This is a genomic window from Arthrobacter sp. LAR12-1-1.1 (assembly GCF_040676555.1).
Taxonomy (GTDB): Bacteria; Actinomycetota; Actinomycetes; order Actinomycetales; family Micrococcaceae; genus Arthrobacter.
The window spans coordinates 16,848-43,183 of sequence record NZ_JBEGIG010000014.1; the positions used below are offsets into that span (position 1 = coordinate 16,848).

The window sequence follows — 26,336 nt, forward strand, 5'->3', positions numbered from 1 at the left end:
TGAACGAATATTACAACGCGTGAGACGCGGATTTTGTGGAATCGTGCATCTCGGTTCTAGTAGGTAGTGACCATCCCGAGCGGCCGAGAGACCTGGATCGATGAAGCCGCAGCAACCCCCGGTGACGTGAGACGACCATTCCCACGGAACTGTTCCGCTCACTTTCGATTGAATTCGAGGGAACCAGAGGAACCAAGGGTGCTACTGCCAGGACCGATGGAGTGCTGCCATGACCCCTGAGAATTCTTCCGCCCTGCCCACCTTTGCCCGGACTGCGTCCGAGGCAACCCCACAAACCACTTCGGACGCGACGGCGAACGAAGCAGGGCTGCGTGACGCGCCCGGTTCCTCTCGCGGCTCGTCGGGATGGTCCCTGACCGAGCCCACGGACGGCGCAGTGCACGGCGCCCCCACCGACGGACCGGCGCGTCACCGCAGCACCACCCCCAGGCACCACACCGCCGCGACGGCAGTGGCCGACACGGTTTCCTTCTGGGAAGAACAGGCCCTGCGCCTCGACTGGGCGGCACCGGCCGACGGTGCCCTCAGTAACGACATCGGCGGCAAGCCCTGGCACACCGCGCACCGCCGCATCCCGGCCGACGTCGAGGCCGGCACCGGCCCGCAGATCACCTGGTTCGAGGGCGGCAGGCTCAATGTCGCCTACAACTGCGTCGACCGCCATGTAGCGGCTGGGCGGGGAGACAAGGTGGCCCTGCACTTCGAGGGCGAGCCCGGTGACCGCCGTGCCGTCACCTACGCCGGCCTCCAGCGCGAGGTGTCCAAGGCCGCCAATGCCCTCCTGGACCTCGGCATCACCAAGGGCGACCGCGTGGTCATCTACCTCCCGGTCATCCCCGAAACCGTGATCATCACCCTCGCCGTGGCCCGCATCGGCGCCATCCACTCCCTGGTCTTCGGCGGCTTCTCCGCCGAGGCATTGAAGTTCCGTGTGGAGGACACCGGCGCCAAACTCCTGGTCACCACCGACGGACAGTTCCGCCGCGGCGCCGCGGTGCCGGTCAAGGACAACGCGGATGCCGCCGTCTCCGGCGACAACGCCATCGAGCACGTCCTGGTGGTCAACAGGACCACTCCGGCGGACGAACTCGGGACCGTCCCGATGACCGCGGGCCGCGATGTGTGGTGGCACGACGCCGTCGGGACAGCTTCCGACGTCCACGTAGCCGAACCGTTCGACGCCGAGACGCCGCTGTTCATCATGTACACCTCCGGCACTACCGGGAAGCCCAAGGGCCTGGTCCACACCTCCGGTGGCTACCTCGCGCAGGCGTCGTGGAGCTTCGAGCACCTGTTCAGCAACCCGGACCCCGCGCTGCGGGAGAAGGACGTGCACTGGTGCACGGCCGACCTCGCCTGGGTCACCGCGCACACCTACGAGCTCTACGGCCCGCTCTCCAACGGCGCCACGCAGGTCATTTTCGAGGGAACACCCAACACCCCGCACCCGGGCCGGCACTTTGAGATCATCGAACGCTACGGCGTCACGCAGTACTACACCGCGCCCACCCTGGTCCGCTCCCTGATGGGCTGGTTCCCGGACGGCGTCCCCGACACGTACGATCTCTCCTCCATCCGTCTCCTCGGCACGGTGGGCGAGGCCATCAACCCCGAGGCCTGGCGCTGGTTCCGGGCCAACATCGGCGCCGGCACCGCCCCGGTGGTGGACACCTGGTGGCAGTCCGAAACCGGCGCCACCATCCTCTCCCCCGCACCGACGGACACCGCGTTCAAGCCCGGCTGCGCGGCCCGTCCGCTGCCCGGGGTCAGCACGCGCATCGTGGACGACGCCGGCAATGCGGTTCCGCCGGGCGTCCAGGGTTTCATCGTGGTGGACTCCCCCGGCCCCGCGATCGCGCGGACAGTCTGGGGGAACCCGCGCCGCTACTTCGATTCGTACTGGCGTCAATACGCCGAACAGGGCTGGTTCCTCGCCGGTGATGGCGCCAAGTATGACGACGACGGAGACATCTGGATCCTCGGGCGGGTAGATGACACCCTCAACGTCTCAGGGCACCTGCTCTCCACGATCGAGATCGAGTCGGCGCTCGTCTCCCATCCGGACGTTGTGGAAGCGGGCGTCTGCCCGGTCGCGGACCCAAAGACCGGGCATGCCATCGTGGCGTTTGTCGTGCTGAAGGATTCGGCGGCTACCGAGGACATCGCGTCCGAATTGAAGGCGCACGTCGCTAAGCAGATCGGGCCGATCGCCAAGCCGCGCGACGTCGTCGTCGTTCCCGATGTGCCCAAGACCCGCAGCGGCAAGATCATGCGCCGGCTGCTGACCCAGCTGTTCGAAGGAACCGCGCTCGGGGACACCACGTCGCTCCAGAACGAACCATCCATCGCGGGCATCCAGGATGTGCTGCGCGAACGCAACAACACCCCAGAAGTAAGGAACACCCATGACTGACATCAGCAGCGTCGCCCGTCTTTCCGAACCGCTCAAGTTCGCCTACTGGGTTCCCAACGTTTCCGGCGGCCTGGTGGTTTCCACCATCGAACAGCGCACCGGCTGGGACTTCGAGTACAACAAGAAGCTGGCCAGGATCGCGGAAAACTCCGGCTTCGAATACGCCCTGACCCAAACCCGGTACGCCGCCTCCTACGGCGCGGACAAGCAGCACGAGGCCACCTCGTTCAGCCTGGCGCTGCTGGCCGCCACCGAGCGCCTCAAAGTGATCTCCGCCGTCCATCCGGGCATGTGGCACCCCGGCGTGCTGGCGAAGTACATCATCACCGCGGACCACATCTCCAACGGCCGCGCCGCAGTGAACATCGTCTCCGGCTGGCTCAAGGACGAATTCACCAACTTTGGGCTCGAATGGCTCGAGCACGACGAGCGCTATGTCCGCACCGAGGAATTCATCAAGGTCCTCCGCGGGCTCTGGACCGAGCAGGAATACAGCCAGTCCGGCAAGTACTACAACATCACCGATTTCACCCTGAACCCGGCCCCGGTGGACGTGCCGGGCCGGGCACACCCGGAGATCTTCTTTGGCGGCAACTCCACAGCCGCGCAGGCCACTGCCGGCCGCGTGGCCGACTGGTACTTCTCCAACGGCAAGGACCTCGAAGGGTTCAAGGAGAACATCTCCGGCGTCGTGGCCTCCGCAGGAGAAGTCGGGCGTGCTGCCGGGCGCGGGAGCGGCGCCGGGCTGCCCTCCCGGAGCTCCTCCCACCTCCCCGCCCTCCCCTCTCCTAGGTTTGGCCTCAACGGCTTCGTCATTGCCCGTGATTCCGAAAAGGAAGCCCGCGACACCCTCCGCGAGATCGTCGAGAAGGCGCACAAGCCCGCCGTCGAAGGGTTCCGCGCCGCCGTGCAGGAAGCCGGAGCGTCCACCACGGACGGCAAAGGCATGTGGGCCGACTCCAGCTTCGAGGACCTGGTCCAGTACAACGACGGCTTCAAGACGCAGCTGATTGGCACACCGGAGCAGATCGCCGAGCGGATCGTGGAGTACAAGAAGATCGGCGTGAACCTGTTCCTCACCGGCTACCTGCATTTCCAGGAGGAAGTCGGCGCGTTCGGTCAGGACGTCCTGCCGATCGTCCGCGAACTCGAGGCGGACCTGGCACGCAAGAACGGCATCGAGCTGGACCTGTCCCAGACCCCGGTGGCAAACGTTGAGGTAGCTGCGTAATGGCTGAGCGCAAGTTCGGTTTCCGCACCCGCGCGCTGCACGCCGGCGGCACCCCCGACGCCGAGCACGGCGCCCGTGCCGTGCCGATCTACCAGACCACCTCCTTCGTGTTCAAGGACACCCAGGAGGCCGCGAGCCTCTTCGCGCTGCAGAAATACGGCAACATCTACTCCCGGATCGGCAACCCCACCGTGGCCGCGTTCGAGGAGCGCATCGCCTCCCTGGAGGGCGGCATCGGCGCCGTGGCCACGTCTTCCGGCATGGCGGCGGAGTTCATCACTTTCGCCGCGCTCACCCAGGCCGGGGACCACATCGTCGCCGCCTCCCAGCTCTACGGCGGTACGGTGACCCAGCTGGACGTCACGCTGCGCCGCTTCGGCGTGGACACCACGTTCGTCCCCGGCACCGATCCGGCGGACTACGCCGCCGCAGTCCGGGAAAACACCAAGGCGATCTTCGTCGAGGTGGTGGCCAACCCGTCCTCGGAGGTCCAGGACCTTGCGGCCCTCGCGAAGGTGGCGCACGACGCCGGCGTCCCGCTCGTCGTCGACGCCACCTTGAGCACGCCGTACCTCGTGCGGCCGATCGATCACGGCGCGGACATCGTGATCCACTCCGCCACGAAGTTCCTCGGCGGCCACGGCACCACCCTGGGCGGCGTGATCGTCGAAAGCGGCCGCTTCGATTGGGGCAACGGCAACTTCCCCACGATGACGGAGCCGGTGGCCTCGTACGGAAACGTGTCCTGGTGGGGCAACTTCGGCGAGTACGGCTTCCTGACCAAGCTGCGCTGCGAACAGTTGCGCGACATCGGCCCGGCACTGTCCCCGCAGTCGGCCTTCCAGCTCCTGCAGGGCGTCGAAACGCTCCCCCAGCGCCTCGACGAGCACCTGAAGAACGCGCAGGCCGTGGCCGAATGGCTCGAGGCGGACGAGCGCGTGGCCTACGTAAACTTCTCCGGCCTGCCTTCGCACCCGCACTTCGAGCGGGCCAAGAAGTACCTGCCGCTGGGTCCTGGCTCGGTCTTCTCCTTCGGCGTCAAGGGCGGCCGTGCCGCGGGCCAGAAGTTCATCGAGTCCCTGCAGTTGGCCTCGCATCTGGCCAATGTGGGCGACTCCAGGACCCTGGTCATCCACCCCGGGTCCACCACCCACCAGCAGCTCAACCCCGAACAGCTCGAATCCGCCGGCGTCCCCGAGGACCTGGTCCGCATCTCGATCGGGTTGGAAGACATCGACGACATCCTCTGGGACCTTGATCAGGCCCTGGACGCGGCGTCCCAGGAGGCAGCCTCGGATGCATCCGCCCGCGGCTTGGACACATCAGAGGCTGAAGCCTGCACGATCGGAACGAACTGATGACTGTTGAAGAACGGACCTGGACCGGGCCGTCGGCGCCGGAGCGCCTGAACCTGCTGCGGCAGGCGAAGTCGATCGCGATCGTGGGCGCTTCGGACAAGCCGTCGCGCGCGAGCTATTTCGTGGCCACCTACCTGCAGTCTTCCACCCGGTACAAGGTCTACTTCGTGAACCCGGTGGTGAAGGAAATCCTGGGGCAGCCGACGTACGCGTCGCTGGCGGATCTGCCGGAAAGCCCGGACATTGTGGACGTGTTCCGCAAGCACGGTGACCTGCCGGGCGTCCTGGACGAGGCCATCGCCGCCGGCGCCAAGACCCTCTGGCTGCAACTGGGCTCCTGGCATGAGGACGTGGCCAAAGAGGCCGAAGCCGCCGGGCTCGACGTCGTGATGGACCGCTGCGTGAAGATTGAGCATGCCCGGTTCCACGGCGGCCTGCACCTGGCCGGCTTCGACACCGGCGTCATCTCCTCCAAGCGGCAGGTCCTGGCCTAACAGCAGCAGGCCCAACAGCACCCGTCACCCGCCAACCCACCTGTTGCGCTATCACTTAGGGTCGTTCCCAGCGCTCAGAACAGCCCTAAGTGATAGCGCAACTGGGTTAGAAGGCGGTCTAGGGCTGGCCGGGGGGCGTGGGAAGCAAACCGGGAAAGGTCGGCGCCGGCACCGGATCCGAGGGAAGACCCCGGTCCGCGCCCCGGCCCGGGAGCTCGGGCCTTCCCGGCGCGACCGGACGATTTGGCGGCGTCGGCAGGATACCGTCACGCCCGACGGCGGGCGGCGTGGTGCGCGGCTTGCGTCCGGCCTTCTTGTCCGAGTCCTCGTCGCCGTCCGATCCCGCGCCAGTAGGTGCAGTGCTGGATGGGGCAGCCCCGGGAGTTCCTGCCGGCGACGTCGCGGCAGGTGCAGGGAAGACCGGGACCGAGGACGGCGACGGCTGGACATGCTCGGGGGCCGGAGTGCCGTGCCCCGGGGACTGGAAGATGACGCCGACGCTCTGGCTGACACTGTGCCGGAAGTCCTCGCTGGATGCCGCCACGGCGCCGGCACCAAGGGTCATGGCACCCACGACGGCGCCACCGACGATTGCCAGCCGACGCTTCCGGCCGCGGCGCTCGGCGAGGCTAGTGACCCCGGTCGGCAGCGATTCATCGGCGGCATCCTTGGCGGACGCGACCGCGGGCAGCGCCGTCGTCGCGGCTGAGACAGGGGCGGCTGAACGGGCTACTCCGGCGGCAAGCAGTGCCGCGAGATCGGCGCGGGGCGCCGGAGCCGCATCCGGGATCACGGCGCGGAGCTGTTCGAGCGCGCTCCGGAGCTCGGCCGCGGCTTCGAGGCCGGAGTCGCTCAGCATGGTCTGGATGCTGCCATCCTGCTGGGGGTCGCGGGTGCCGGTCATGATGCTGCGTGGTCCTTTTCGGTTACGAGTTCGCGCAGGGCACTGAGCCCGCGGCGCTGAAGCTGTTTGATGGCACCCGGCGTCTTGTCCATGATGCCGGCCACCTGTTCGATGGAAAGGTCTGCGACGATCCGCAGGACCAGAACTTCCCGTTGCTCCTCATTGAGCCTCGCGAGAGTGTCCGAGATACCGCCCAGGGATCCGAGCACCTCGTCCTCGGCTGATGCCGAGTACCGCGCGTCGGTCAGGGGGTCGTACTCGGCTAGGTGCGGCGTGCGTTCTGCCCGCCGCCTGTAGTCGACCAGCCGGGCGTGGGCGACGGAGAAAATAAAGGTCCGCAGGCCCTTGTGGCCGCCGCTGACGCCGGCCAGTTTCGGCAGGACGTCCACGAACACGTCTTGGGTCAGGGCCTCGGCGTCGTCCACGCCCCGGGCCCGGAAGTAGCCCAGCACGGCAGGGGAAATGACAGCGTACACCGCGCTGAAACCTGATGGGTCACCAGCTAAAGCGGCTGACAATTCGTCGTCGCTTAGCTGCTGTGCCAAGAAGCTGTCCTTCCGTTACTGCTGGGGTGCGGCCCCCCCGTAAGTCTAGCGGCCGCACCCCGGAGCCCTTCAAAATGAGGGCTCCCTCCTTGCTTTCAGACCCGTGACGGGTCCAGGCTAAACAGCCGGATATTACTTGTCGTGCTGGGGCAGCTCGACGGACGGCTGGGCCGGAACGGCTGGGGTGGCCGGGACGCCCTTGGCACCGGAGACGGACTTGGCACCGGGGACGGCCGGAACTGCGGCGTTGACGTTGGCGTTGGCGCGTGCCTCGCCGGCAGCACCCTTGACGCTGGCGTCGCCCTTAACGGTGGCGCCCTTCTTTGAATCAACGGAGCCTTCGACGGCACCCTCGGTGCCGTCCACATCGGCGTCGCCCTTCGCCTTGCCGTCAGTCGACGGCGCGGCCGGAACTGCGGGGACGGCCGGCTTTGCCGGGAGCGTAGGTGTGGCCGGGACAGCTGGAGTGGCGGGCGTAGCGTGGTTCACTTCAGTCTGCTCGGTGCTGGACATCTGGGCCGCATTGGCCAGTCCGATGCCGGAGAAACCTCCGACTGCCAGGATGGCGGCGCCGACAGCAATCTTGGTGGTCTTGCTAACACTCTTCATTACAGACGTATATCCTTTGTTTTTTTGGTGGAAGGCGGGCTGAGGCCTCTTGGGGGCAGTCGACAGCCCACTCTCGCCAGAAAAGGCTGGCCGGCGCCCATGGGGGCAGGCGCCGGCAAGCGCTTACGGTAAAGGGCCGACCGGAGACCAGATGGGGGGAAGGCGCCGGTCGGCACTTACGGTGGAAGGACAGCCGGTGCCTGGTGGGGGGTCCAAGGCTCCGGCGGCGCTTACAAAGAGGTAATCGCTGGGCGGGCCCGAAAGGTTACGCACCAATCAGAAATTTCTTGATTTCTTTTTTTGGGCCGGTGTTGCCGGGGCTTAACGACGGCGGCGGCGGGTCCCCGTCAGGGAACCCGCCGCCGCCGTGCGCCGCGTCAGGACCGGAAGAGTCCGCTGTAGGCATTGAGGGCGATCTGGCCACCCAGGTGTGCGTAAAGAACGTTGCTCCCGGCCGGAATCTCCCGGCTTGTCACGAGGTCGATCAGTCCGGCCAGGGACTTGCCCTCGTAGATTGGGTCAGTGATCATGGCTTCGAGCGAGGCGCCCAGGCGGATGGCTTCCAGGGTGGAGTCGACGGGAATTCCATAGCGGTCCCCGGCCCAGCCCTCCATGACGTTGATTTCGTCGTCACGGAGTTCCCGGCCCAGGCCGATCAGCTCGGCGGTGTTCCGGGCAATGCGTTCAACCTGGTCGCGGGTCTTCGTCAGGGTCGCCGACGCATCGATGCCGATCACGCGGCGTGGTTTGTCCTGACCGGCAAAACCCGCGATCATGCCGGCATGGGTGGAGCCCGTGACGGTGCAGACGATGATCGTGTCGAAGAAGATGCCGAGCTCGCGCTCCTGCTCCTCCACCTCGTAGGCCCAGTTGGCAAAGCCCAGCCCGCCCAGCCTGTGGTCGGACGCGCCGGCCGGGATCGCGTACGGCTTGCCGCCAGCAGCCTTGACCTCCTCGATCGCGTTCTCCCAACTGCTGCGGATACCGATGTCAAAGCCCGCACTCTCCAGCCGGACATCGGCGCCCATGATGCGCGAGAGCAGGATGTTGCCCACGCGGTCGGACAGCGGATCCGGCCAGTCGACCCAGTTTTCCTGAACCAGGCGGGCCTTGAGGCCGAGCTTCGCGGCCACCGCCGCGACCTGGCGGGTGTGGTTGGACTGGTAGCCGCCAATTGAGACCAGGGTGTCCGCGCCCTGCGCCAGGGCATCCGGGACAAAGTACTCCAGCTTGCGGGTCTTGTTGCCGCCGAACGCGAGGCCGCTGTTGACGTCCTCCCGTTTCGCCCAGATCTGCGCCCCGCCGAGGTGCGCGCTGAGCCGCGGCAGCGGGTGGACGGGACTCGGTCCAAACATCAGGGGATAGCGCTCAAAATCGGTGATGGCCATCGTCGGTCCTTCGCTCGCGTGGGAAACGGGTGGGTGAACAACAAATATGCAATACATTGCATTGTCGGATACCTGCTCCGGGAGGCATAGCGCTGCCGGACAAGGCGACTTAACTGCGACGGCGGGCCGCCCTTTCCAGGGTGGCCCGCCGCCGTCGTCGTTCGCCAGTTAGAGCGTCAGCCGGTGCTAGTCGTTGATGAGATCGTTGACCACGATCGTCTGGTCGCGGTCCGGACCGACGCCGATCGCGGAGAACCGCGTGCCGGAGAGCTTTTCCAGGGCAAGGACGTAGTTCCGGGCGTTTTCCGGCAGGTCCTCCAGGGTGCGGGCGCCCGTGATGTCCTCGGTCCAGCCTTCGAAGTATTCGAAGATCGGCTTGGCGTGGTGGAACTCGGTCTGGGTCATGGGCATTTCGTCGTGCCGCACGCCGTCGACGTCGTACGCCACGCAGACCGGGATCTGCTCGATGCCCGTCAGGACGTCCAGCTTGGTGACGAAATAGTCCGTGAAGCCGTTGACGCGGGAGGCGTGGCGCGCCAGCACGGCGTCGTACCAGCCGCAGCGGCGGGGACGGCCGGTGTTGACGCCGAACTCGCCGCCGGTCTTCTGCAGGTACATGCCCATCTCATCGAACAGTTCCGTGGGGAACGGACCTGCGCCCACGCGGGTGGTGTAAGCCTTGATGATGCCGATGGAACGCGAGATCCGCGTGGGGCCGATGCCCGAGCCCACGGAGGCGCCGCCCGCGGTGGGGTTCGACGACGTCACGAAGGGGTACGTGCCGTGGTCAACGTCCAGGAACGTGGCCTGGCCGCCCTCCATAAGGACCACCTTGCCCTCGTCCAGGGCGGTGTTCAGGACGTAGGTGCTGTCGATGACCAGCGGGCGCAGACGCTCGGCGAAGGACAGGAAATACTCCACGATCTCGTCCACCTCGATGTCGCGGCGGTTGTAGACCTTGACCAGGAGTTCGTTCTTCTGGCGCAGCGAGCCCTCCACCTTCTGGCGCAGGATCGAGGCGTCAAAGACGTCCTGGACGCGGATGCCGAGGCGGGCCACCTTGTCCATGTAGGCGGGGCCGATGCCGCGGCCGGTGGTGCCGATGGCGCGGCTGCCGAGGAAACGCTCGGTGACCTTGTCCAGGACCTGGTGATAGGGCGCCACGAGGTGCGCGTTGGCGGAGACACGCAGTTTGGAGGTGTCCGCGCCGCGGGCCTCCAGTCCGTCGATCTCCTGGAACAGGGCTTCCAGGTTCACCACACAGCCGTTGCCGATGATCGGAATCGCGTTCGGGCTCAGGATGCCGGCCGGAAGGAGCTTGAGCTCATACTTCTCACCGCCCACGACGACGGTGTGCCCGGCGTTGTTACCGCCGTTGGGCTTGACGACATAGTCGACGCGGCCGCCAAGCAGGTCAGTGGCCTTACCTTTGCCTTCGTCGCCCCATTGGGCTCCGACGATCACGATTGCTGGCATGGGATCCTCCCCCATTCGTTCGGGCCGAACTCCGTGTGATCCACCAGGTGGTCGCCGCAGCTCAGCGCCGTTCATGAGAATGCCCCGAATCTACCGCTGTGCTCTTACCCAACGCTAGAGTTCCGGGGCTCTTACCACCCAAGTTTAGCCGAAAACGGTCACCGGCATGGCTTTGGGTCCTTGTTTGGACGTGTCAGCAAGCTTGTGGGGAACGCCAGGGCGGCTTCCGCGAGTGAGGGCCACGCGTCCGCGGAGGCCACAGGCACTTCCACCCAGTCCTTGAATGGGCACCCCATCCCGGACGGATCAAAGAGCTGCCCGCCGGGGAGTTCGAGGGCGCGGATAGCTGCATCTTTCACCAGGTGGCCCGACACATAGCGGGCACCACTTGCGGGAGCGCCCGGAGTGGAATTGAGTGGGAGTGAGGATCCCGAGCGCCGAAAGGAAACGTGCCATGTCCCGGAACAGCGGGTCCCAGAACAGCGACCACATCCGCGTGACCCATGCCGGCTCGTTGCCCCGCACGCCCGAGCTGATCGCCGCGAACGAGGCCAGGGAAACCGACGGCATCACGCCCGAATTCCTGGATCTGCTCGAAACTTCGGTGGCGGACGTCGTTCAGCGCCAAAAGGAGCTGGGCATCGACATCCCCAATGACGGCGAGTACGGGCACACGATGTCCAGCTCCGTGGACTACGGCGCCTGGTGGAATTACTCCTTCTCCCGGCTGGGCGGACTGGTGCCGACCGACGTGGACCGCTGGGCCGACGCCAAGGTGCACCGTTCCTCGCCGGGCCACATCGTCCTGACCTCCTTCCCCGACCGCCGGGACCGGCTGAAGTTCGACGACGCCTACAACGACCCCTCCTCCGGAATCCTGGCCCACCGCAAGGCCGTCACGCAGCCGAAGATCGCGGGGCCGCTGACGTACACCGGCCAAAAACTCGTGGCCTCGGACATTGCCAACCTCAAGACCGGCCTGGCCGCGGCCGGGCTGACCGAGGGATTCGTCGCCTCTCTCTCCCCCGGCTCATGCGCCCGCGTGGCCAACGAGTACTACCGGAGCGATGAGGAACTCCTCTACGCCTGTGCCGACGCGATGCGTGAGGAATACAAAGCCATCATCGACGCCGGCCTGACGGTCCAGCTCGACGACCCCTCCCTGGCCGAGAGCTGGGACCAGATCAACCCCGAGCCGAGCCTGGCGGACTACCTGAAGTTCATCCAGCTCCGGGTCGAAGCAACGAATTGGGCGCTGCGCGATCTTCCCCAGGAGCAGATCCGGCTGCATGTCTGCTGGGGTTCCTGGCACGGCCCGCACACCACGGACATCCCCTTCGCGAACATCGTCGACTCAGTCCTGCAGATCAATGCCGGCGGCTACTCGTTCGAGGCGGCCAACGTCCGGCACGAGCACGAATGGCGCGTCTGGGAGGGCGCGTTGCTGCCCGAGGGGAAGGTCATCATCCCGGGCGTCGTCTCGCACGCCACCAATGTCGTGGAGCACCCGGACCTCGTGGCCGACCGGATCGTGCGCTTCGCGGACCTCGTGGGGCGTCAAAATGTGATTGCTTCCACAGATTGCGGGCTGGGCGGCAGGGTGCATCCGCAAATTGCGTACGCCAAGCTGGAGGCCCTCAGCGAAGGGGCACGCCGCGCCACCAAGCGGCTCTGGTAGCCCAGGCCGGGGCCGGCGCCGCATTTCGCAGGGCTTGATAGACTGATAAGGATCGACCAGGAATCGGTCCACACCACATTTTCAAACCACACCATTGCTCCGCATGCCCGGTATTCGGCGTGTTCGCATCAGGTGTGGCTGCTTTGCCAATCCCGCAGGAGACCCAGCAACATATGACAGCCCTGGCCACCGAAAATTTCCGCGAAGAGCTCCTGAGCCGCCGGTACGAACCTAGCATTGCCCCCGTCAACGAGCTCCTTGACGCTCTCCAGGCAACCAAGGCTGGCACCACTGTCCCCTACGTGGACCCCATGCACGACGTCGATGAGTGCCGCATCATCAGCCTGTACTCCAACATTGGCACCGCGGATGCGTCAGGCTTCATCACCGCCGGCGAAGACGAGGCGGCCACCCGCATGCTGGGAATCCAGTGGAAGCTGGGCCTGCGCCCCGAATTCGTCATGCCGTGGAACGTCCACCCGTGGTACGTCCCCGGCGAACCCAACGGCAAATTCACGCCGGACCAGATTTCCGCAGGCCTCAAGCCGCTGCTGAAGTTCCTGGCCCTCGTGCCCCGCGCCTCCGTGATCGTGGCCCACGGCACCGAGGCCAACCGCCTGGCCAACCTGCTGCTCAAGACCGAAGTGCCCATGATCTGGCGCCGCGGCCTGAAGACCTACAAGGTCCGCTCACTCAGCGGCCGGGCATTCGCCGGCACTCCGGCCCGGCAGGAAGAGTACCTGGCGGAGATGCACACCGCGTACGCGGATGCCATGGCCCGCACAGGCCTGGCCAAGGCCTGATCCCCACCCACCCGCACGCATTAACGACGGCGGGCTCCCACCTTGAGGTGGGAGCCCGCCGTCGTCGGTTAACCGCGCGTCAGCCCTCGGACTCGATGGCGGCCCTTGCGCCGGGATCGGAATCCTTGAGGAACTTTTCGATCCGCTCCGGTTCCTCGGCCTCGCCGATCGCCGCGGACGCCCGGCCCAGCGAGTAGAGGGAGCGCAGGAAGCCGCGGTTGGGTTCGTGCTCCCACGGGATCGGCCCGACGCCGCGCCAGCCGTTGCGGCGCAGCGAATCCAGGCCGCGGTGGTAGCCCACCCGCGAGTACGCGTAGGAATCGATGGTGCGGCCCTCGTCCCACGCTTCCTCGGCCAGGATGGCCCACAGGAGCGAGGACGTGGGGTGCTTGGCTACAAGGTCCACGGCTTCCTGGCCGAGCGCGAGGTGCTGGTAGATCTCAGTCTCGGCAGGCAGGAGCGTGGGCTCGGGGCCCATCAGGTTCTTGCGGAACTCGTCGGACATGGCTAGAAGGTCTTGCCGGTGGAGCCCAGCTGCTGGGCGGCCTCGACCACACGGGCGGCCAGACCGGCCTCGGCGGAAGCGCCCCAGACGCGGGGATCGTAAAGCTTCTTGCTGCCGACCTCGCCGTCGACCTTCAGCACGCCGTCGTAATTGCGGAACATGTGGTCCACCACCGGGCGGGTGTACGCGTACTGGGTGTCGGTGTCGATGTTCATCTTGATGACACCGTAGGAGACGGCGTCCGCGATTTCCTTGTCCGAGGAGCCGGAGCCGCCGTGGAACACGAGGTCGAACGGGTTGGACTTGCCGATCTTGGCGCCCACCTGCTCCTGGATGTCCTTGAGGATCTCCGGGCGGAGCTTGACGCCGCCCGGCTTGTATACGCCGTGCACGTTGCCGAAGGTCAGCGCCGTGATGTAGCGGCCGTTTTCGCCGGAACCGAGAGCGTCGATGGTGGCCAGGGCGTCCTCGACCGTGGTGTAAAGCTTGTCGTTGATGGCGTTCTCGACGCCGTCCTCCTCGCCGCCAACGGTGCCGATCTCAACTTCGAGGATCATCTTGGCGGCAGCCGTGCGCTCGAGCAGTTCCCGGGCGATCCGCAGGTTTTCCTGCAGGGTCTCGGCGGAGCCGTCCCACATGTGCGAGTTGAAGAAGGGGTTGCGGCCGGCCTTGACCTCTGCCTCGGAAGCGGCGAGCAGCGGGAGCACGAAGCCGTCCAGCTTGTCCTTGGGGCAGTGGTCCGTGTGCAGGGCGATGTTGACGCCGTAGTTCTTGGCGACCTCGCGGGCGAAGGCCGCGAAGCCCAGGGAGCCGGCAACCATGTCCTTGGTGGAGGCACCGGACCAGTAGGCCGCGCCGCCGGTGGAGACCTGGACGATGCCATCGGATTCCGCCTCGGCGAAGCCGCGCATGGCGGCGTTTAGGGTCTGGGAGGACGTGACGTTGACAGCCGGGAAGGCGAAGCCACCCGTCTTTGCACGGTCGATCATCTCGGAGTAGATCTCTGGGGTTGCAATGGGCATGCTGACTCCTAAAGTGAATTTCGTCTACGGGCTGGTGCTCCTGGAGGGAACCTCGTCGGCTAGGAACCATCCTAGTCATTCCTGCGCCGGGGCAGTGTCTCCGGTCACTGTGCCTGTGTAACACTCGCTCCCCCGGCGGTCCCGCCTGCCGCTCACCGCCCGAGCTTCCCGCCCAGACGGCAGTTCGCGGCAGTGTTGGGCGAAAGCATTGCCGTGAAGTGCCATCTCGGCGGCAGTTAGAGGTGCTGGCCGAACACGTGGCGGCGGATCCAGGCGTGCATCGCGATCGCGGCGGCAGAGGCCGCGTTGATGGAGCGGGTGGAGCCGAACTGCTCGATCGACAAGGTGTCCAGCGCCGCGTCGTGGACCTCAGGGGTCAGGCCCGGGCCCTCCTGGCCGAAGACCAGGACGCAGTCCCTGGGCAGTTCGTAGGTTTCCAGCGGGACGGAGTCCGGGAAGATGTCGATCCCGATGATCGCCAGCCCCTCCCCCTGCGCCCAGGTCACGAAGTCCTCAACGGTGGGGTGGTGGCGGACGTGCTGGTAGCGGTCGGTAACCATGGCCCCGCGGCGGTTCCACCGGCGTCGTCCGATGATGTGGACTTCCTTGGCGAGGAACGCGTTGGCGGTCCGGACCACGGTGCCGATGTTGAGGTCGTGCTGCCAGTTCTCGATCGCGATGTGGAAATTGTGGCGCTTGGAGTCCAGGTCCGCCACGATCGCCTCGTGCTTCCAGTAGCGGTATTTGTCCACCACGTTGCGCCGGTCGCCGTCCGCCAGGAGGTCCGGGTCCCAGTGCTCGCCCTGTGGAAGTTCGCCTTCCCAGGGGCCGACGCCGACCTCCGCCTTCGGTTCCGCCACTGCCGCCGGGTCCGCTGACGTCTCTGGCACAGGCTCTACGCCGGCGTCGCCGGGGATCTCGGGTTCAGTCACGCCTCAACATTAGACTGGGAGGCAGGTAGCGGCACACTTACGGCGGAGGACACCATGGCAGATCAGCGCGAAGAGCAGGGGACCGACTCAGACGGGGCACGTTCATATGCCTCGATGTACCGCAGTGGCCAGGAAATCGAATGCTGGCTCACGGACATGGACGGCGTGCTGGTCCACGAGAACCAGCCCATCCCGGGCGCCTCGGAGCTGATCCAGCGCTGGGTGGACACCTCCAAACGGTTCCTCGTGCTGACCAACAACTCGATCTTCACGCCCCGGGACCTCGCGGCCCGGCTCAGTTCTTCCGGACTGGAAATCCCGGAGGAGAACATCTGGACGTCGGCCCTGGCAACTGCCCAGTTCCTCAAGGACCAGGTCCGCGGCTCCGAATCGGGGAACCGCGCCTACACGATCGGCGAAGCAGGACTCACGACGGCGCTCCACGAGGCAGGCTTCATCCTCACCGACCAGAACCCCGACTTCGTGGTGCTCGGCGAGACCCGCACCTACTCGTTTGAAGCCATCACCATGGCCATCCGCCTGATCCTGGCCGGCGCGCGTTTCATCGCCACCAACCCGGACGCCACCGGGCCCTCGAAGGACGGCCCCATGCCTGCCACCGGGGCCATCGCCGCCCTCATCACCAAGGCCACGGGCCGCGAACCGTACATTGTGGGCAAGCCCAACCCGATGATGTTCCGCTCGGCGATGAACCAGATCGACGCGCATTCGGAAACCACAGCCATGATCGGCGACCGCATGGACACCGACATCATCGCCGGCATGGAAGCGGGCCTGCACACGGTGCTGGTGCTCAGCGGCATCACCCACCGGGACGACATCGCCGCGTACCCGTTCCGGCCGAACCAGATCCTGAATTCCGTGGCGGACCTCAAGAACCAGATCTGAGGAAACCCCTAGAACGCGGTCTTCTTCCCGCCGCCGCCCGGCAGCGGAAAGAGGTCGTCCTGGAGTTTGTCGATGATGGGCCGGTAGACGAACGGGCTCCAGCCCGGGCTCGCGTGCTCCGGCCTCGCCCCGTCGGTGCGCAGGTCATCCGAGGCCATGTTGGCTTTGAAGGTCAGCGACCACGTATCCCGGGCGGTCTCGTAGTCCACGGTCTTGTCCCGGGGGTTGCCGATGAACGCCATCTTTGTTTCGCCGAGTTTCCCGACGAAACGGCTTGCCTCAAAGTGGTAGATGTAGGCGGATTCGGACTGGATCAGCACGCTGGACGGCGCGAGCGGAGACAGCTGTTCCAGGGTCTGGTCCACTACTTGGCCCCAACTGCGCTCATTCTTGTGCAGCATCCTCTCGCCGAGCTCGTAGCCACCGCGCAGCACCGTAGGGAAGCGGAACCCGCTTTCGTAGAGCAGCACCACGCCCTCAAACCAGCTCTGGTCCAGCACGTCGTGCCGGCTCGCCGGGCTGGAATCCAGGAGGATGAACGCCACTTCGACGCCGTGCAGCTCGCGCAGCCGGGCAGCCACCTGAGTTGCCACCATGCCGCCGAAACTATGGCCGTAGAAGTAGAGGGTGGTGAGATTGTGGGCGCGGACGTACTCGATCACGGCAATGACCACCTCGTCGATGTCCAGCCCCTCGTTGGAATACCCGACGGCGCCGAGCCGGCCCCTCTTGTTCAAGGATCCGCGCAAGGCGTTCAGGATCCACAGGGCTTCTTCCCAGCCCGTCTTGTAGCCGGGGAACAGGATCCAGCTGGCGTGGGGATAGTACAGTTCGGCGACGTCATCCGGCACTTCGAGGATCCGGGTGACACGCCGATCGGTCTGCACGCGCCGCGTGAACAGCATGTCCGCCGCCAGCAGTGAAGCGGACCCGGCGCCGATCAGGAATGTCCGCCGGGAAACCCGTTTAAGCTCGACGGCGCGGCGGAGCATGCGGGCCTCGGCAGCACCGGGGCCTCGCGGATGGTTCGGTTCCATCTCGGCCGGCACATTACTACCGTATCCACGGTCCGGCGGGGATGAGAAACCCGACCAATCCGGAAGACAGAAGGGCAGCCTGGAGCGGCGTTGCCGCCGCTGGCCGGCTAGACAGGCTCGGGCTCGCGGCCGACCTCGCGACGGCTGATCTCCATGCCGATCTCGTCATACGTTGCCAGCAGTTCCGAGCGGGCCATGTCAGCGGGGTCATCGAGCAGGCCGAACACACAGTCGCTCGCGGCGAAGAGTTCGTCGTCGGAGAACCGGGTCAGCCGCCGGGTGCCGGAGGGATCGACGGAGGACAGGAATTCCCCGGACATGTCCAGGGTGGGCAATGCGGCGGAATCGTCGCGGTGCGCGGTCAGCTCCAGGGAAACGCCGCCGGGGGCGGGCATGCCGGCGATGTCCGAGCCGGCGCTCCCGCCGTCGATCGCGTTGAGGTCGTTGCGCAGGCCGGCCAGCGCCGATGATTCCACAAATGCGGCCAGGCCGAGGTCGACGCGGATGTGCGAGATGATCCCCATGCGGCGAACGCGCTGGACAATGTGCGTCAGGGAGGGGCGGGAGGCTTGCGTGAGGCTCCCCCGGACACTAATCCGGACGACGTCGGAAACGACATCGAGTTTGACGTGGGCTTGCAGTGTCTGGTCCATAGGTACTCCAAAGAAGGATGTCTATGGCCGACGGCTCAACCTCATTCAGCGTATCCGCGCTTGTGGTTGCACACAAGTCATAGGCGACTGCCGGTTCAGCCCGCCTGTCGCCGGTCCGGCTCTTCGTAGTGCGTCCGGGTTGCCGTTCCGCCCACAGACTGCACCAGGGAGGTGGCGATATCGCGGAGTTTGACGTTGCCGTTACTGGACGCATCGGTGAGGATCCGGACCGCGGTTTCCTGGTCGCAGCGGTTCTGCGCCATGACGATCCCGATCGCCATGTCGATGACGGTCCGGGATTCAAGGGTGGCGCGCAGGTTGGTGGCGCTGTCCGTGTGCAGCGAGAAGCGGACTGCCAGCCGCAGTGCCTGGGAGATTTCACGGGTGTAGCCGCGGGCACGGACAGCGACGTCGCCGTCGAACTTGTGCGGGACATCGGAGTAGAGGTTCAGCGCCGCCTGGGCTTCGCCCTGGAGGTGGAAAGGCACCGACAACACCGAGCGCAGGCCGTGCGAGGCGACGGCGGAGGCATAGTCAGGGCCCCAGCGGTCCTCGTCGAAGAGGTCAGGGACGTAGACTTCCCGTTCCTCCTTGGCAGCGGTCAGGCATGGGCCCTGGGACAGTGAGTACTGGATCTCGTCCACTTCGCGGGCGGAGTCACTGCTCCACCCGATCGTGGCGGCCTTACGGTCCCGGAGCAAGGTAATTCCGCACAGCGCGTCGTCGCCGGAGCCCGCCACCTGGTGCGCGGAAAAACGCGCGAGTTCGTTCAGGAACACTTCGAAGTCCGCGCTGTCCAGGATCAGGTTCTGGATCTGGTCGACAGTGCCGACGGAGTCAGCCCTCAAGTCTTCGGGGTGCGGGAGCATGGCGCGTTTCTCCAGATGCGGGTACGGACGGGGGTATTTAAGAAATGATAAGTCACCCCCTGTACCCCGTCCATCCCCGTCAGCCGAGGGCGGAGCGCTAGTTGAGGCCCAGTTCGTCCTTGCCGAAGGCGAAGAGATACGGAACACCGGCTTCGGCCTCGATCTTTTCCTTGGCTCCCGTGTCGCGGTCCACGATCACCGCGACGGCCACCACGTTGCCGCCGGCCTTACGGACGCCTTCGACGGCGGTCAGCGCGGAACCGCCGGTGGTTGAGGTGTCCTCCAGGACCAGGACCTTGCGACCCTCGACCGAGGGACCTTCCACCTGGCGGCCCATGCCGTAGGACTTCTGCGCCTTGCGGACAACGAACGCGTCCACCGGGCGGCCGGCGTCGACGGCGGCATGCATGACGGCGGTGCCCACCGGATCTGCCCCCATGGTGAGCCCGCCGGCGCACTCGAAATCGATCCCGGCGTCCTCCATCAGGGAGAGCATGACCTGTCCCACCAGCTTGGACGCCTCGTGGTGCAGCGTGATGCGGCGCAGGTCAATGTAGTAGTCGGCTTCCGCTCCGCTGGAGAGAATGACCTTGCCGCGGACGACGGCCAGTTCCTTGATCAGTTCCAGGAGTCGGGCACGGGCAGAGGCAGCGTCAGCTGCGAAGTCACGGGTGGCAGTCATGGGTCCCAGTTTAGTGGCTGGTCCGGGGCGGATTCCCAGCCGGAGCCCTGTATGTCGGCGCCAAAGCGCGGCTAGGGCTGCGGCTGGGGTTCGGCCCGCCGCGCGAAGGCCGGTGCATGTTCGGGGCGCGGACCAAAGGCGATGAAGCGGGGAATGATGGTGCGGAACACCGGAACGTGCCGGGCAAAGAACAATGCCGCGGCCGGCGCCTTTGACCGCTTCCCGGTCATGATCGGGACGAAGACTGCCCGCTGCATGACCCGTTGAACGGTCTGCACGATGACGGTGGGCAGCCGCCGGCGTCGTTCGACTTTCTTGAGGTCTTCCGTGCTCACGCGGCCGCGGAGCAGTGCGGGGGCAAGGTACTCGGCGGTGGCCACCGCGTCCTGGATGGCGAGGTTGATTCCGACGCCGCCAGCCGGCGACATCGCATGGGCGGCGTCGCCAATGCACAGAAGCCCGTTGATGTGCCACGAGCGCAGCCGGTTCAGGCGCACGTCCAGCCAGTGGAGGTCATCGAGGGAACGGATGGCGTCAACGCGGTCGGCGAGGTCCGGGCGGAGCGCCGCGACCCGCCGCCGGAACCCTTCGACGCCCTCCGCGCGAATCCGGGCGTCGGTGCCCTTGGCCGCCAGGTAGCCCATTTGGTAGTAGTCGTTGCGGAACAGCGCCAGCAGCGCCTCGCCGGGGCCGAAGGCCGGCACGATGCCCGCCACCTCGCCCGTTTCGGAGGCATACCGCGGCAACCGGAACCACCAGGTATCGAACGGCACGGGAAACTCTTTCGGCGCCAGCCCGGCCGCGGCGCGGAGCACGGAATGACGGCCGTCCGTTGCGATCACGACGTCCGCCAGGAGTTCGTCCTGCGTGCCGTCCGGGGTCCGGAAGCGGACTCCGCGGACACGGCCCCCGTTGCGGACCAGCCCGGTGGCCGTACGGCTCATGAGCAGGGTGAATCCCGGCTCTTCGGCTGCGGCGGCGGCGAGGAAGTTCAGGAAATCCCATTGCGGCATCATGGCGACGTAGTTGTACGGCGGCGGCAGGGCGTTAAAGTCGCCCATGGTCACGGGCGGCCCGCCCGGGACGGGGAAAGCGACATTCTTCAGGCGGCTCTGCGGCAGCTGCCTGAAGTCCTGCCCGAGCCCGAGTTCGTCAATCAGCCGGATCGTGGAGGGGTGCACCGTGTCGCCACGAAAATCCCGCAGGAAGTCAGCGTGCTTCTCAAGGACTGTCACCTGCACCCCGGCCCGGGCCAGCAGCAGTCCAAGCATCATCCCCGCAGGTCCACCGCCCACCACCGCGCATCCGGTCTTCTCCATGGCCCCACGCTACGCCTGCACGGGGTGGCGCGGGAGGGGTTTTCGCGCAGGTTTTGGACCTGCGCTGCGGCTTCGGACCGGCGCGGCGGGGATCCGCGTAGCGCCGGCCCGAAACCCTGGCGCCAGCCCGAGAACGCAGCGGCGAGCCGAAACCTGGGCGCCGCGCAGCCCGGCGTCGCCGGCTTAGAGCCTGGTGTCGAAGGAGTCGCAGAAGACGTTCTCGTTGAACGTATTTCAGGTACTAGTGCAGAGTTGGCAGACGTCGTTTGTCTTGGATTCTAGGGGTTTTGGATGTTGGCGATACTCGCCGGAACTTGGCGCTTTGCGGACCTCTTGCGGACTTTCTGCGGACTGGTGCCCTAACTAAGGCGCTTCCTAATGAGCTCGATGAACTCGATTCGACGCTTCCCTACTGCGTCTCTCCTGCCTCCGCGCCATGCCCATGCGTCCGTTGCGTCGACTAGGGTGACAGCGGATTTGTGAATACGAGGGTGGCAATTCAGATGGACCTCGGTCAGCATTTCCCGTGCACGCGAGTCCACGGGGTCGTGGCCCATGTCCCCTGGGAAGGCGCCATGCTCATCCTGATAAGCATCCAAGGCCTCTAGCTCGTCGTCAATGCTCCGGAGCAACTTCAAGCAGACCTCGCGGGCGCGATCGCTAGTCACCTTGGTGCGCTCGCGCTTGAACTTTGAGTGTTCGATCCACCAGTTTCCGGTCGTGGTGGCGGCGATGCCAATCACAACACCGCCAACGCCCCAAAGTTGCTCAATCATGTCCGCAATTATGCCCCGCCCGCCGCCGCCTAGTGGCAATGACAAGTGCAGTACGGCGCGGGTTCCATGTACTCGTAGTCGGGCTCCAGTTCCTCGAATGGGGAACGCTCAACAGGCGCCAACAACTCATCAAGCATCGCGCCCACTGCTTCAACATCAATCTTCACCACGGAACGGACACTAGGCCGGGGGCCTGACATCTTCATGTAACGGGTGTTCCGTGCCTTAGTTGCTTAGGATTATTGATGTGCCCGGGCGCAAGATGATCGACTCGGAAGGTTCAAAGGGAGACTTATGTCTGTTTCATATGTGGATGCGCAGGGTAAAAAAGGCCAGTTCACGGACAAAGAGGACGAGCGCTTTGCCTACCATGTTGTGGAGGGCTCGGGCGTGCTCCTTGTAATGAAGAAGGAGGGCAGCGAGCTTTGGCAGGTGTTGAAGGAACTTTCACCAATCGGTTGGCGCGAAGTTCAGGGCACCCGGTTCAACCAGTTCCCAACCACCAACCCGGGGCCGGATGGCAGGGTTTACTTTGCGCCCGCCGATAAGTCGAAGACTCCCAACCCGGCATAGCAAGTACAGACGACGGCGGCTACACCGGCAGAAATCCGGGAAACCGGTTTGCCCAGCGGATGTGGCCAGGCCGGCCCGCGGCGCCAAGGAAAAGCGCAGGTCAGGCGGGTACTTTGAGGTCGTGGCACAGCAGCCCGGTTGGGGGCACGCCACAGCGTCATTTCTCCCTCGGAATGACGATCATCACCCCAGAGGCCGGCTCCGCGAACTCCATGCGTGGAGCTGGTCTCGGAGTCAGTGAACCGCCCAATGCGCAGAACACCCCCGCACCTTACCTGGGGAGGTTCGCGGCGCGGGGGTGTTCGTTGGCCCCGTCGCCATTGGGGGATGCGGCGGAACTGTCCAAACATAGGCGACGCAACTTTGCAAGTCAAACCTTGCCGGGGGCTATAAGTACGCTTACGATTGGGCCTATATGTGGCCCGAAGCAACGATCTTCGGGGGCGGGCCACATGGGTGGCGTACGAAGGTAAGCAGGCCGCGATGTCCGGTCTGCTTCATTTGGAACAGACGAAAAGACCCCCGCCAGCATGGTTAGCCGGCGGGGGTTTCTGTGTCTGCCGTAACTATGCGGGCAGAAATCCGGGCAGACGGTTGCCCCAACGGATGGGACGCAGTTTCTCCGGGCAACGCCGGTACTCCTCAATATCCCAATCTGAGTCCGTAACGCGTTCCACGTTGCCGGCGGGATCCAGGCCCAATGCCCGTGCCGCTGGTCGTCTGCCCATCCCACGAGGATGTAAGAGGGGTTCCAGCGTTCCGCGACGGCGTAGACCCTCACGGTGCCGCCGTCAGTCAGGGGCAGGCTTGCAAGGACTTTCGGGTAGCTTCCGTAATCGTAATCGGACGCTGAGGCGCCCTCGCACACCGGGTTGAGGAAGGTAATGCGGGGGCGCGATGCTCGACCGTCATGCCGTCATTGGGGATCCACCAGGATCCATTAACCATTGTCGTCGCCAAGCTCTACCGGAGCAACGGCGGCGGTAGGTGCCCCGCTCTATGAACCGGGGACGGAACGGGCCACCTCTCCAACCACGACACCCTAATCCGAGTCCAAAACGCCCCCGCACCCAACCCGGTGCGGGGGCGTTCCGGTAGACCGTCCCGCCGGCGGCTTGGGTAGTGCTACCAGGCTTGGATAGGATCCATGCTTGGATGGACAGCCAGCAGAACGGTTCCAAAATAGGACCTCTGAAACAGCTAAGTCAATGACACCCTGCAAGTCGCAAGCGGGCGGGGGCATGACCGAGTTAACCGAAGTGTCTCGTTTGAGGTTTTCGCGGAATCACTTCCCACTCCAAGCCACTGACACTTTGTGCTGCGGTGGATGGCCTCACGTTTCTCGCTTGCCGAGCCACGACAACGGAGCTGGGGCCACATATAACTTCATTACCTGCTACCTCTGCCACATACGGGCTACTGGCGCCAGGAAGAAGAAGATCGAGCTGCTCCTCCACGCTAAGAGCCTGCATCCGCCACAATTGGTTTACTGTCTCCTCAACCTTCTTGAACCCCGTAGTGGGGCGAAGTACTGTCAAGACTCGTTTGGGGGATTTGTCTGGCAATGCCGGTTCCCAAGTGATGATCCATGCGCGGCGTCCCGCTGTTCTTGTCATGTATGGATCCTTCCACGCGCATTCCAGTCGGGCTTCCGTTATGTCGTTATTTGTTGTGCTTCCCGAAGTCTTCGGGTCTGAAGCTGCCGTCAAGTACAGCCGCCCAAACAGACGGACCCTCACCCCAGCCATACGTAGTGCCGGCGATCCGTACGCGGTAACAGATGCCGCCCTTGAACCAAGCACGGACCTCGCCCCGCGGCGACGGTAGCCGCTGCTGCGTGATGCGGTTAGGATCCGCCTCCAGAGCGTGCGCTACAGGCTCTGGCACGCGCCGCCTAGCCATGAGTTGCCACGGCGCTACGGTGAGCGGCCCACCGGCTGTTGTTAGCCTTCTGGGCCCTGATCTGAGCCACAGTCAAGGGCTTGGAATCGTCATCATCCGGCAAACCAAGGGCGCTAATCGTCTTCGCCAGGGAATCCCGATGCTTGCGGATCTCGTCATACACGCGGGACACAACAGGCTGGCCCGTGCTCCCCTTCGTAATCAGATCCCCGTCCAAAATGGCGGTTCTGAGGATTTCCAGCTCGTCAACGGTCCTGCAAGCCTCCAAAAGCAACCGTAATTCCGGTGCCGTAAGGTCAAAATCGCTCAGCGTTTCCCGCCAAAGCTTCTTACCGCTCGCCCGTAAATCCGCGGGGGCGCTGGGTTTCCCAGCCATCTAAACTCCTTCTGTGAATTGGAACAAACGAAAAAACGGCCTCCAAGGACCGTCGCACTTCCGGCGCCCCTTCCCGGCGGTCTAGAGGGGGCACATGGCCGCTCCCCGCCCCTGGGTGCATGTCCGGGGACATCTCAGAAGTTTTGAACCCTCCGCGGACTCTTTTCATCTCCCCGGCGGGTTGGCTTGCGAGTACGTGTCTTGGTGTGGCGGGGTGGGTGGTGACGCCCGCGCCGCGACAGTCGCGGGCGTCACCTGTCTGTGTGGTCAGGCGGCGTTGGCTTTGTCCATTGCCTGACGGATGGCTACTTCGCTGCTGGTGTCTGCGAGGCGTGCGGCTCGTGCTGCTGCGGCTACCTGTTCGGCGGCTCGCTGTGCTGTGGTCTTTGCTGCGTTGACCATGCTCTGTGCTTCGGCTGCGGTGTTGAGTCGGAGGGTGAAGCCTTCGTGGGTGAGGTGGTGGAGCGCGTCACCTGTTGAGTGCCAGAGGGCTTCGGCGAGGTGGATCTTGGCAAGGTCGGTTACGGGTGCGATGTAGTGCAGGTAGCCGGGTGTGTTGTCGCGTTCGGCGTCGGCGATGATGACGCGGGCGTTGCGTACCTGGGTTGCGGTGTTGCGTGCGGCGGTGAGGTCTTCCCATGCCTGCGCTGCTGCTGGTCCTGCGGCTAGGACTGTGCCGGCGTTGGCGTCGGGTGAGAAGTGCCGGCCTGCGTCGGTGATGGTTTTGGCTGCGGTGTCGAAGGGTTTGCGGAGGGCTTTTACGAGGCTGTCAGCGTTGGTGCGGATGCCGGTGAAGAATGCCCGGTTTACGGCGTCCTGTGTGGCGTGTGCGGCGTTGGGGATGCGTTCGGCGGCGAGCATCGCAACGGCGGTTTCGCGGAGTTTGTCGGCGATGTTGTCGATGGTGGTGGTGCCGTCGAGGATGCTGGCGTTGAGGTCGGCGCCGGCGGTTTCGTGGGTGGCGTTGAGGATGGCTTCGGCGAGGGCTGCGGCGTCCTGGGATTCCTTGGGCAGTTCGATGCCGAGGCCGGCGAAGACACGGGTGATGTTGCGGATTTCGTAGAACATAGGGTTAGTTTCCTTCGATGCTGGTGATGACGTTTGCGCCGAGTGCTGCGGCGATGGTGTTTGTGAGGGCGTCGGAGTTGAGCGCCGGGGGTTGGCCTGGGGTGGCGGGTTCCTGCGTGGTTAGGCAGGGTCCGTCGCCGCGGTTCAGTTCGCATACGATGATGCGTTTGGTTTCGGTGCAGGTGCAGTCGGCCATTAGCAGGCGGGCCTTTCTAGTTGGTCGCGTATTTGCGGTGAATGCTGAGGGCGTCGGCTATTTCGTTTGCCAACCTCAGCGCGTCTGCCGCCGGTAGTACGGCTTGGATAACACCGCCGCTGCGGAGTACGACGGCGGGTTCCTGGCCGCCGTCTGGGGTGAGGAGTAGTCCCGTCTTGGCTCCGTAACTGGCGGCCTGCCTGATGTTGAATTCATGGCGGTCTGGCCTTGAGGCGAACATTAGTTGTCCCTTTCAAGATGGTCGGCCATGTCCACCAGTCGGTTAGCGAGGTCATAGGCTTCGGCTGGTGTGAGATGGGCCCGGATTTTTCCGCCGTGCATCAGGCCGATGCCGGGGGTCTGAGTCCGGTCTGCGGCCTTCCAGATATAGGTGCGGGGTTTTATGAAGGGGCGCGTTTCGGTCTGCATGCTGGCTCGGCTCCCTGTCCGCTAGACAATCCGCTTGATGGCTGGGCCGCTTGGGAGATTTCGGACAGCGGATTAGTGGTTTTCTCTACGCTGCCGCGGGCGGCTGCTGGTAACTGTAGTGGACCTCGTTGGGGTAGCGGTAATCCAGGGCGGAGTGCCGGCGCCGGC

The 26,336-nt window shown here is 65.2% G+C and carries 27 protein-coding genes; 8 read left to right on the forward strand and 19 right to left on the reverse strand.

Translation table 11 applies throughout. From position 1 onward, the window contains the following. Positions 1-229 precede the first annotated feature (229 nt). From acs to MRBLAR12_RS11575, 4 genes are read left to right on the forward strand one after another with little or no spacing between them, the layout of a single operon-like run. Entirely contained in the window at positions 230-2,434 is a 2,205-nt protein-coding gene (gene acs / locus MRBLAR12_RS11560; protein WP_364746131.1) for an acetate--CoA ligase, read from the forward strand. Beyond that, complete coding sequence (sfnG, locus tag MRBLAR12_RS11565) at positions 2,427-3,665, forward strand: dimethylsulfone monooxygenase SfnG (RefSeq protein ID WP_364746134.1); 1,239 nt, start codon at positions 2,427-2,429, stop codon at positions 3,663-3,665. The genes acs and sfnG overlap by 8 nt, the downstream gene beginning before the upstream one ends. Next, a complete protein-coding gene (locus MRBLAR12_RS11570; protein WP_364746137.1) occupies positions 3,665-5,023 on the forward strand; it encodes an O-acetylhomoserine aminocarboxypropyltransferase/cysteine synthase family protein in 1,359 nt (452 codons plus the stop codon). The genes sfnG and MRBLAR12_RS11570 overlap by 1 nt, the downstream gene beginning before the upstream one ends. Continuing rightward, positions 5,023-5,517, forward strand: a complete 495-nt coding sequence (locus MRBLAR12_RS11575) for a CoA-binding protein (RefSeq protein WP_364746140.1) — start codon at positions 5,023-5,025, stop codon at positions 5,515-5,517. Before MRBLAR12_RS11570 ends, MRBLAR12_RS11575 begins: the two co-directional genes overlap by 1 nt. Positions 5,518-5,635: 118 nt before the next feature. On the opposite strand, the gene MRBLAR12_RS11580 is transcribed toward MRBLAR12_RS11575, so the two are convergent. From MRBLAR12_RS11580 to MRBLAR12_RS11600, 5 genes are all read right to left on the reverse strand, one after another. After that, positions 5,636-6,421, reverse strand: coding sequence for a hypothetical protein (locus MRBLAR12_RS11580; protein ID WP_364746143.1), 786 nt, complete (start codon positions 6,419-6,421; stop codon positions 5,636-5,638). Beyond that, positions 6,418-6,966 carry an RNA polymerase sigma factor gene (locus MRBLAR12_RS11585; protein WP_229995604.1) on the reverse strand — a complete coding sequence of 183 codons (549 nt, stop codon included), beginning with the start codon at positions 6,964-6,966 and terminating at the stop codon, positions 6,418-6,420. The genes MRBLAR12_RS11580 and MRBLAR12_RS11585 overlap by 4 nt, the downstream gene beginning before the upstream one ends. Positions 6,967-7,098: 132 nt before the next feature. Next, positions 7,099-7,575: a hypothetical protein gene (locus MRBLAR12_RS11590; protein WP_364746146.1), complete on the reverse strand. Its 477-nt coding sequence runs from the start codon at positions 7,573-7,575 to the stop codon at positions 7,099-7,101. Positions 7,576-7,952: 377 nt separating this feature from the next. Next, positions 7,953-8,963, reverse strand: a complete 1,011-nt coding sequence (locus MRBLAR12_RS11595) for a 1-aminocyclopropane-1-carboxylate deaminase (protein ID WP_364746149.1) — start codon at positions 8,961-8,963, stop codon at positions 7,953-7,955. A gap of 186 nt (positions 8,964-9,149) precedes the next feature. After that, positions 9,150-10,439, reverse strand: coding sequence for an adenylosuccinate synthase (locus MRBLAR12_RS11600; protein WP_018776133.1), 1,290 nt, complete (start codon positions 10,437-10,439; stop codon positions 9,150-9,152). Between the two features lie 454 nt (positions 10,440-10,893). On the opposite strand from MRBLAR12_RS11600, the gene MRBLAR12_RS11605 reads away from it, so the two are divergent. After that, entirely contained in the window at positions 10,894-12,117 is a 1,224-nt protein-coding gene (locus MRBLAR12_RS11605) for a cobalamin-independent methionine synthase II family protein (RefSeq protein WP_364746152.1), read from the forward strand. Positions 12,118-12,290: 173 nt separating this feature from the next. Continuing rightward, positions 12,291-12,920: a uracil-DNA glycosylase gene (locus MRBLAR12_RS11610; protein WP_229995600.1), complete on the forward strand. Its 630-nt coding sequence runs from the start codon at positions 12,291-12,293 to the stop codon at positions 12,918-12,920. Positions 12,921-12,999: 79 nt separating this feature from the next. On the opposite strand, the gene MRBLAR12_RS11615 is transcribed toward MRBLAR12_RS11610, so the two are convergent. From MRBLAR12_RS11615 to MRBLAR12_RS11625, 3 genes are all read right to left on the reverse strand, one after another. Then, positions 13,000-13,425, reverse strand: a complete 426-nt coding sequence (locus tag MRBLAR12_RS11615; protein WP_229995977.1) for a DUF3151 domain-containing protein — start codon at positions 13,423-13,425, stop codon at positions 13,000-13,002. Between the two features lie 2 nt (positions 13,426-13,427). Beyond that, positions 13,428-14,447 (reverse strand): class II fructose-bisphosphate aldolase, encoded by a 1,020-nt coding sequence (gene fbaA, locus MRBLAR12_RS11620; RefSeq protein ID WP_091565009.1) that lies wholly within the window; start codon positions 14,445-14,447, stop codon positions 13,428-13,430. A gap of 236 nt (positions 14,448-14,683) precedes the next feature. Further along, positions 14,684-15,337 carry a TrmH family RNA methyltransferase gene (locus MRBLAR12_RS11625; RefSeq protein WP_229995978.1) on the reverse strand — a complete coding sequence of 218 codons (654 nt, stop codon included), beginning with the start codon at positions 15,335-15,337 and terminating at the stop codon, positions 14,684-14,686. A 96-nt stretch (positions 15,338-15,433) separates the two neighbouring features. Between MRBLAR12_RS11625 and MRBLAR12_RS11630 the strand changes: the two genes are divergently transcribed. Next, positions 15,434-16,288 carry an HAD-IIA family hydrolase gene (locus MRBLAR12_RS11630; protein ID WP_229995976.1) on the forward strand — a complete coding sequence of 285 codons (855 nt, stop codon included), beginning with the start codon at positions 15,434-15,436 and terminating at the stop codon, positions 16,286-16,288. Between the two features lie 8 nt (positions 16,289-16,296). Here the strand turns inward: MRBLAR12_RS11630 and MRBLAR12_RS11635 are convergent, their stop codons facing one another. The 7 genes from MRBLAR12_RS11635 to MRBLAR12_RS11665 all read right to left on the reverse strand — a co-directional run bounded on the left by MRBLAR12_RS11635 (position 16,297) and on the right by MRBLAR12_RS11665 (position 21,794). Continuing rightward, entirely contained in the window at positions 16,297-17,337 is a 1,041-nt protein-coding gene (locus MRBLAR12_RS11635) for a thioesterase domain-containing protein (RefSeq protein ID WP_414645503.1), read from the reverse strand. A 95-nt stretch (positions 17,338-17,432) separates the two neighbouring features. Further along, entirely contained in the window at positions 17,433-17,978 is a 546-nt protein-coding gene (locus tag MRBLAR12_RS11640) for a hypothetical protein (protein ID WP_229995974.1), read from the reverse strand. Between the two features lie 95 nt (positions 17,979-18,073). After that, entirely contained in the window at positions 18,074-18,847 is a 774-nt protein-coding gene (locus tag MRBLAR12_RS11645; protein ID WP_229995973.1) for a GAF and ANTAR domain-containing protein, read from the reverse strand. 97 nt (positions 18,848-18,944) lie between these two features. After that, positions 18,945-19,529: an orotate phosphoribosyltransferase gene (gene pyrE, locus MRBLAR12_RS11650; RefSeq protein WP_229995972.1), complete on the reverse strand. Its 585-nt coding sequence runs from the start codon at positions 19,527-19,529 to the stop codon at positions 18,945-18,947. A gap of 71 nt (positions 19,530-19,600) precedes the next feature. Then, complete coding sequence (locus MRBLAR12_RS11655) at positions 19,601-20,848, reverse strand: FAD-dependent oxidoreductase (protein WP_364746157.1); 1,248 nt, start codon at positions 20,846-20,848, stop codon at positions 19,601-19,603. 359 nt (positions 20,849-21,207) lie between these two features. Then, positions 21,208-21,624: a hypothetical protein gene (locus tag MRBLAR12_RS11660; protein WP_364746160.1), complete on the reverse strand. Its 417-nt coding sequence runs from the start codon at positions 21,622-21,624 to the stop codon at positions 21,208-21,210. Positions 21,625-21,653: 29 nt separating this feature from the next. Next, entirely contained in the window at positions 21,654-21,794 is a 141-nt protein-coding gene (locus MRBLAR12_RS11665) for a hypothetical protein (RefSeq protein WP_364746162.1), read from the reverse strand. Between the two features lie 124 nt (positions 21,795-21,918). Here MRBLAR12_RS11665 and MRBLAR12_RS11670 point away from each other — a divergent pair, with 124 nt between their 5' ends. Beyond that, positions 21,919-22,197: a hypothetical protein gene (locus MRBLAR12_RS11670; protein ID WP_364746165.1), complete on the forward strand. Its 279-nt coding sequence runs from the start codon at positions 21,919-21,921 to the stop codon at positions 22,195-22,197. Positions 22,198-24,091: 1,894 nt separating this feature from the next. Here MRBLAR12_RS11670 and MRBLAR12_RS11675 read toward each other — a convergent pair. The 4 genes from MRBLAR12_RS11675 to MRBLAR12_RS11690 form a co-directional block, all read right to left on the reverse strand. Continuing rightward, positions 24,092-24,475: a hypothetical protein gene (locus MRBLAR12_RS11675; RefSeq protein WP_364746167.1), complete on the reverse strand. Its 384-nt coding sequence runs from the start codon at positions 24,473-24,475 to the stop codon at positions 24,092-24,094. A gap of 267 nt (positions 24,476-24,742) precedes the next feature. Continuing rightward, positions 24,743-25,543 (reverse strand): hypothetical protein, encoded by an 801-nt coding sequence (locus tag MRBLAR12_RS11680; protein WP_364746170.1) that lies wholly within the window; start codon positions 25,541-25,543, stop codon positions 24,743-24,745. 4 nt (positions 25,544-25,547) lie between these two features. Then, positions 25,548-25,739: a hypothetical protein gene (locus tag MRBLAR12_RS11685; RefSeq protein WP_364746173.1), complete on the reverse strand. Its 192-nt coding sequence runs from the start codon at positions 25,737-25,739 to the stop codon at positions 25,548-25,550. A 240-nt stretch (positions 25,740-25,979) separates the two neighbouring features. Then, entirely contained in the window at positions 25,980-26,168 is a 189-nt protein-coding gene (locus MRBLAR12_RS11690; protein WP_364746176.1) for a hypothetical protein, read from the reverse strand. Positions 26,169-26,336: the final 168 nt, after the last annotated feature.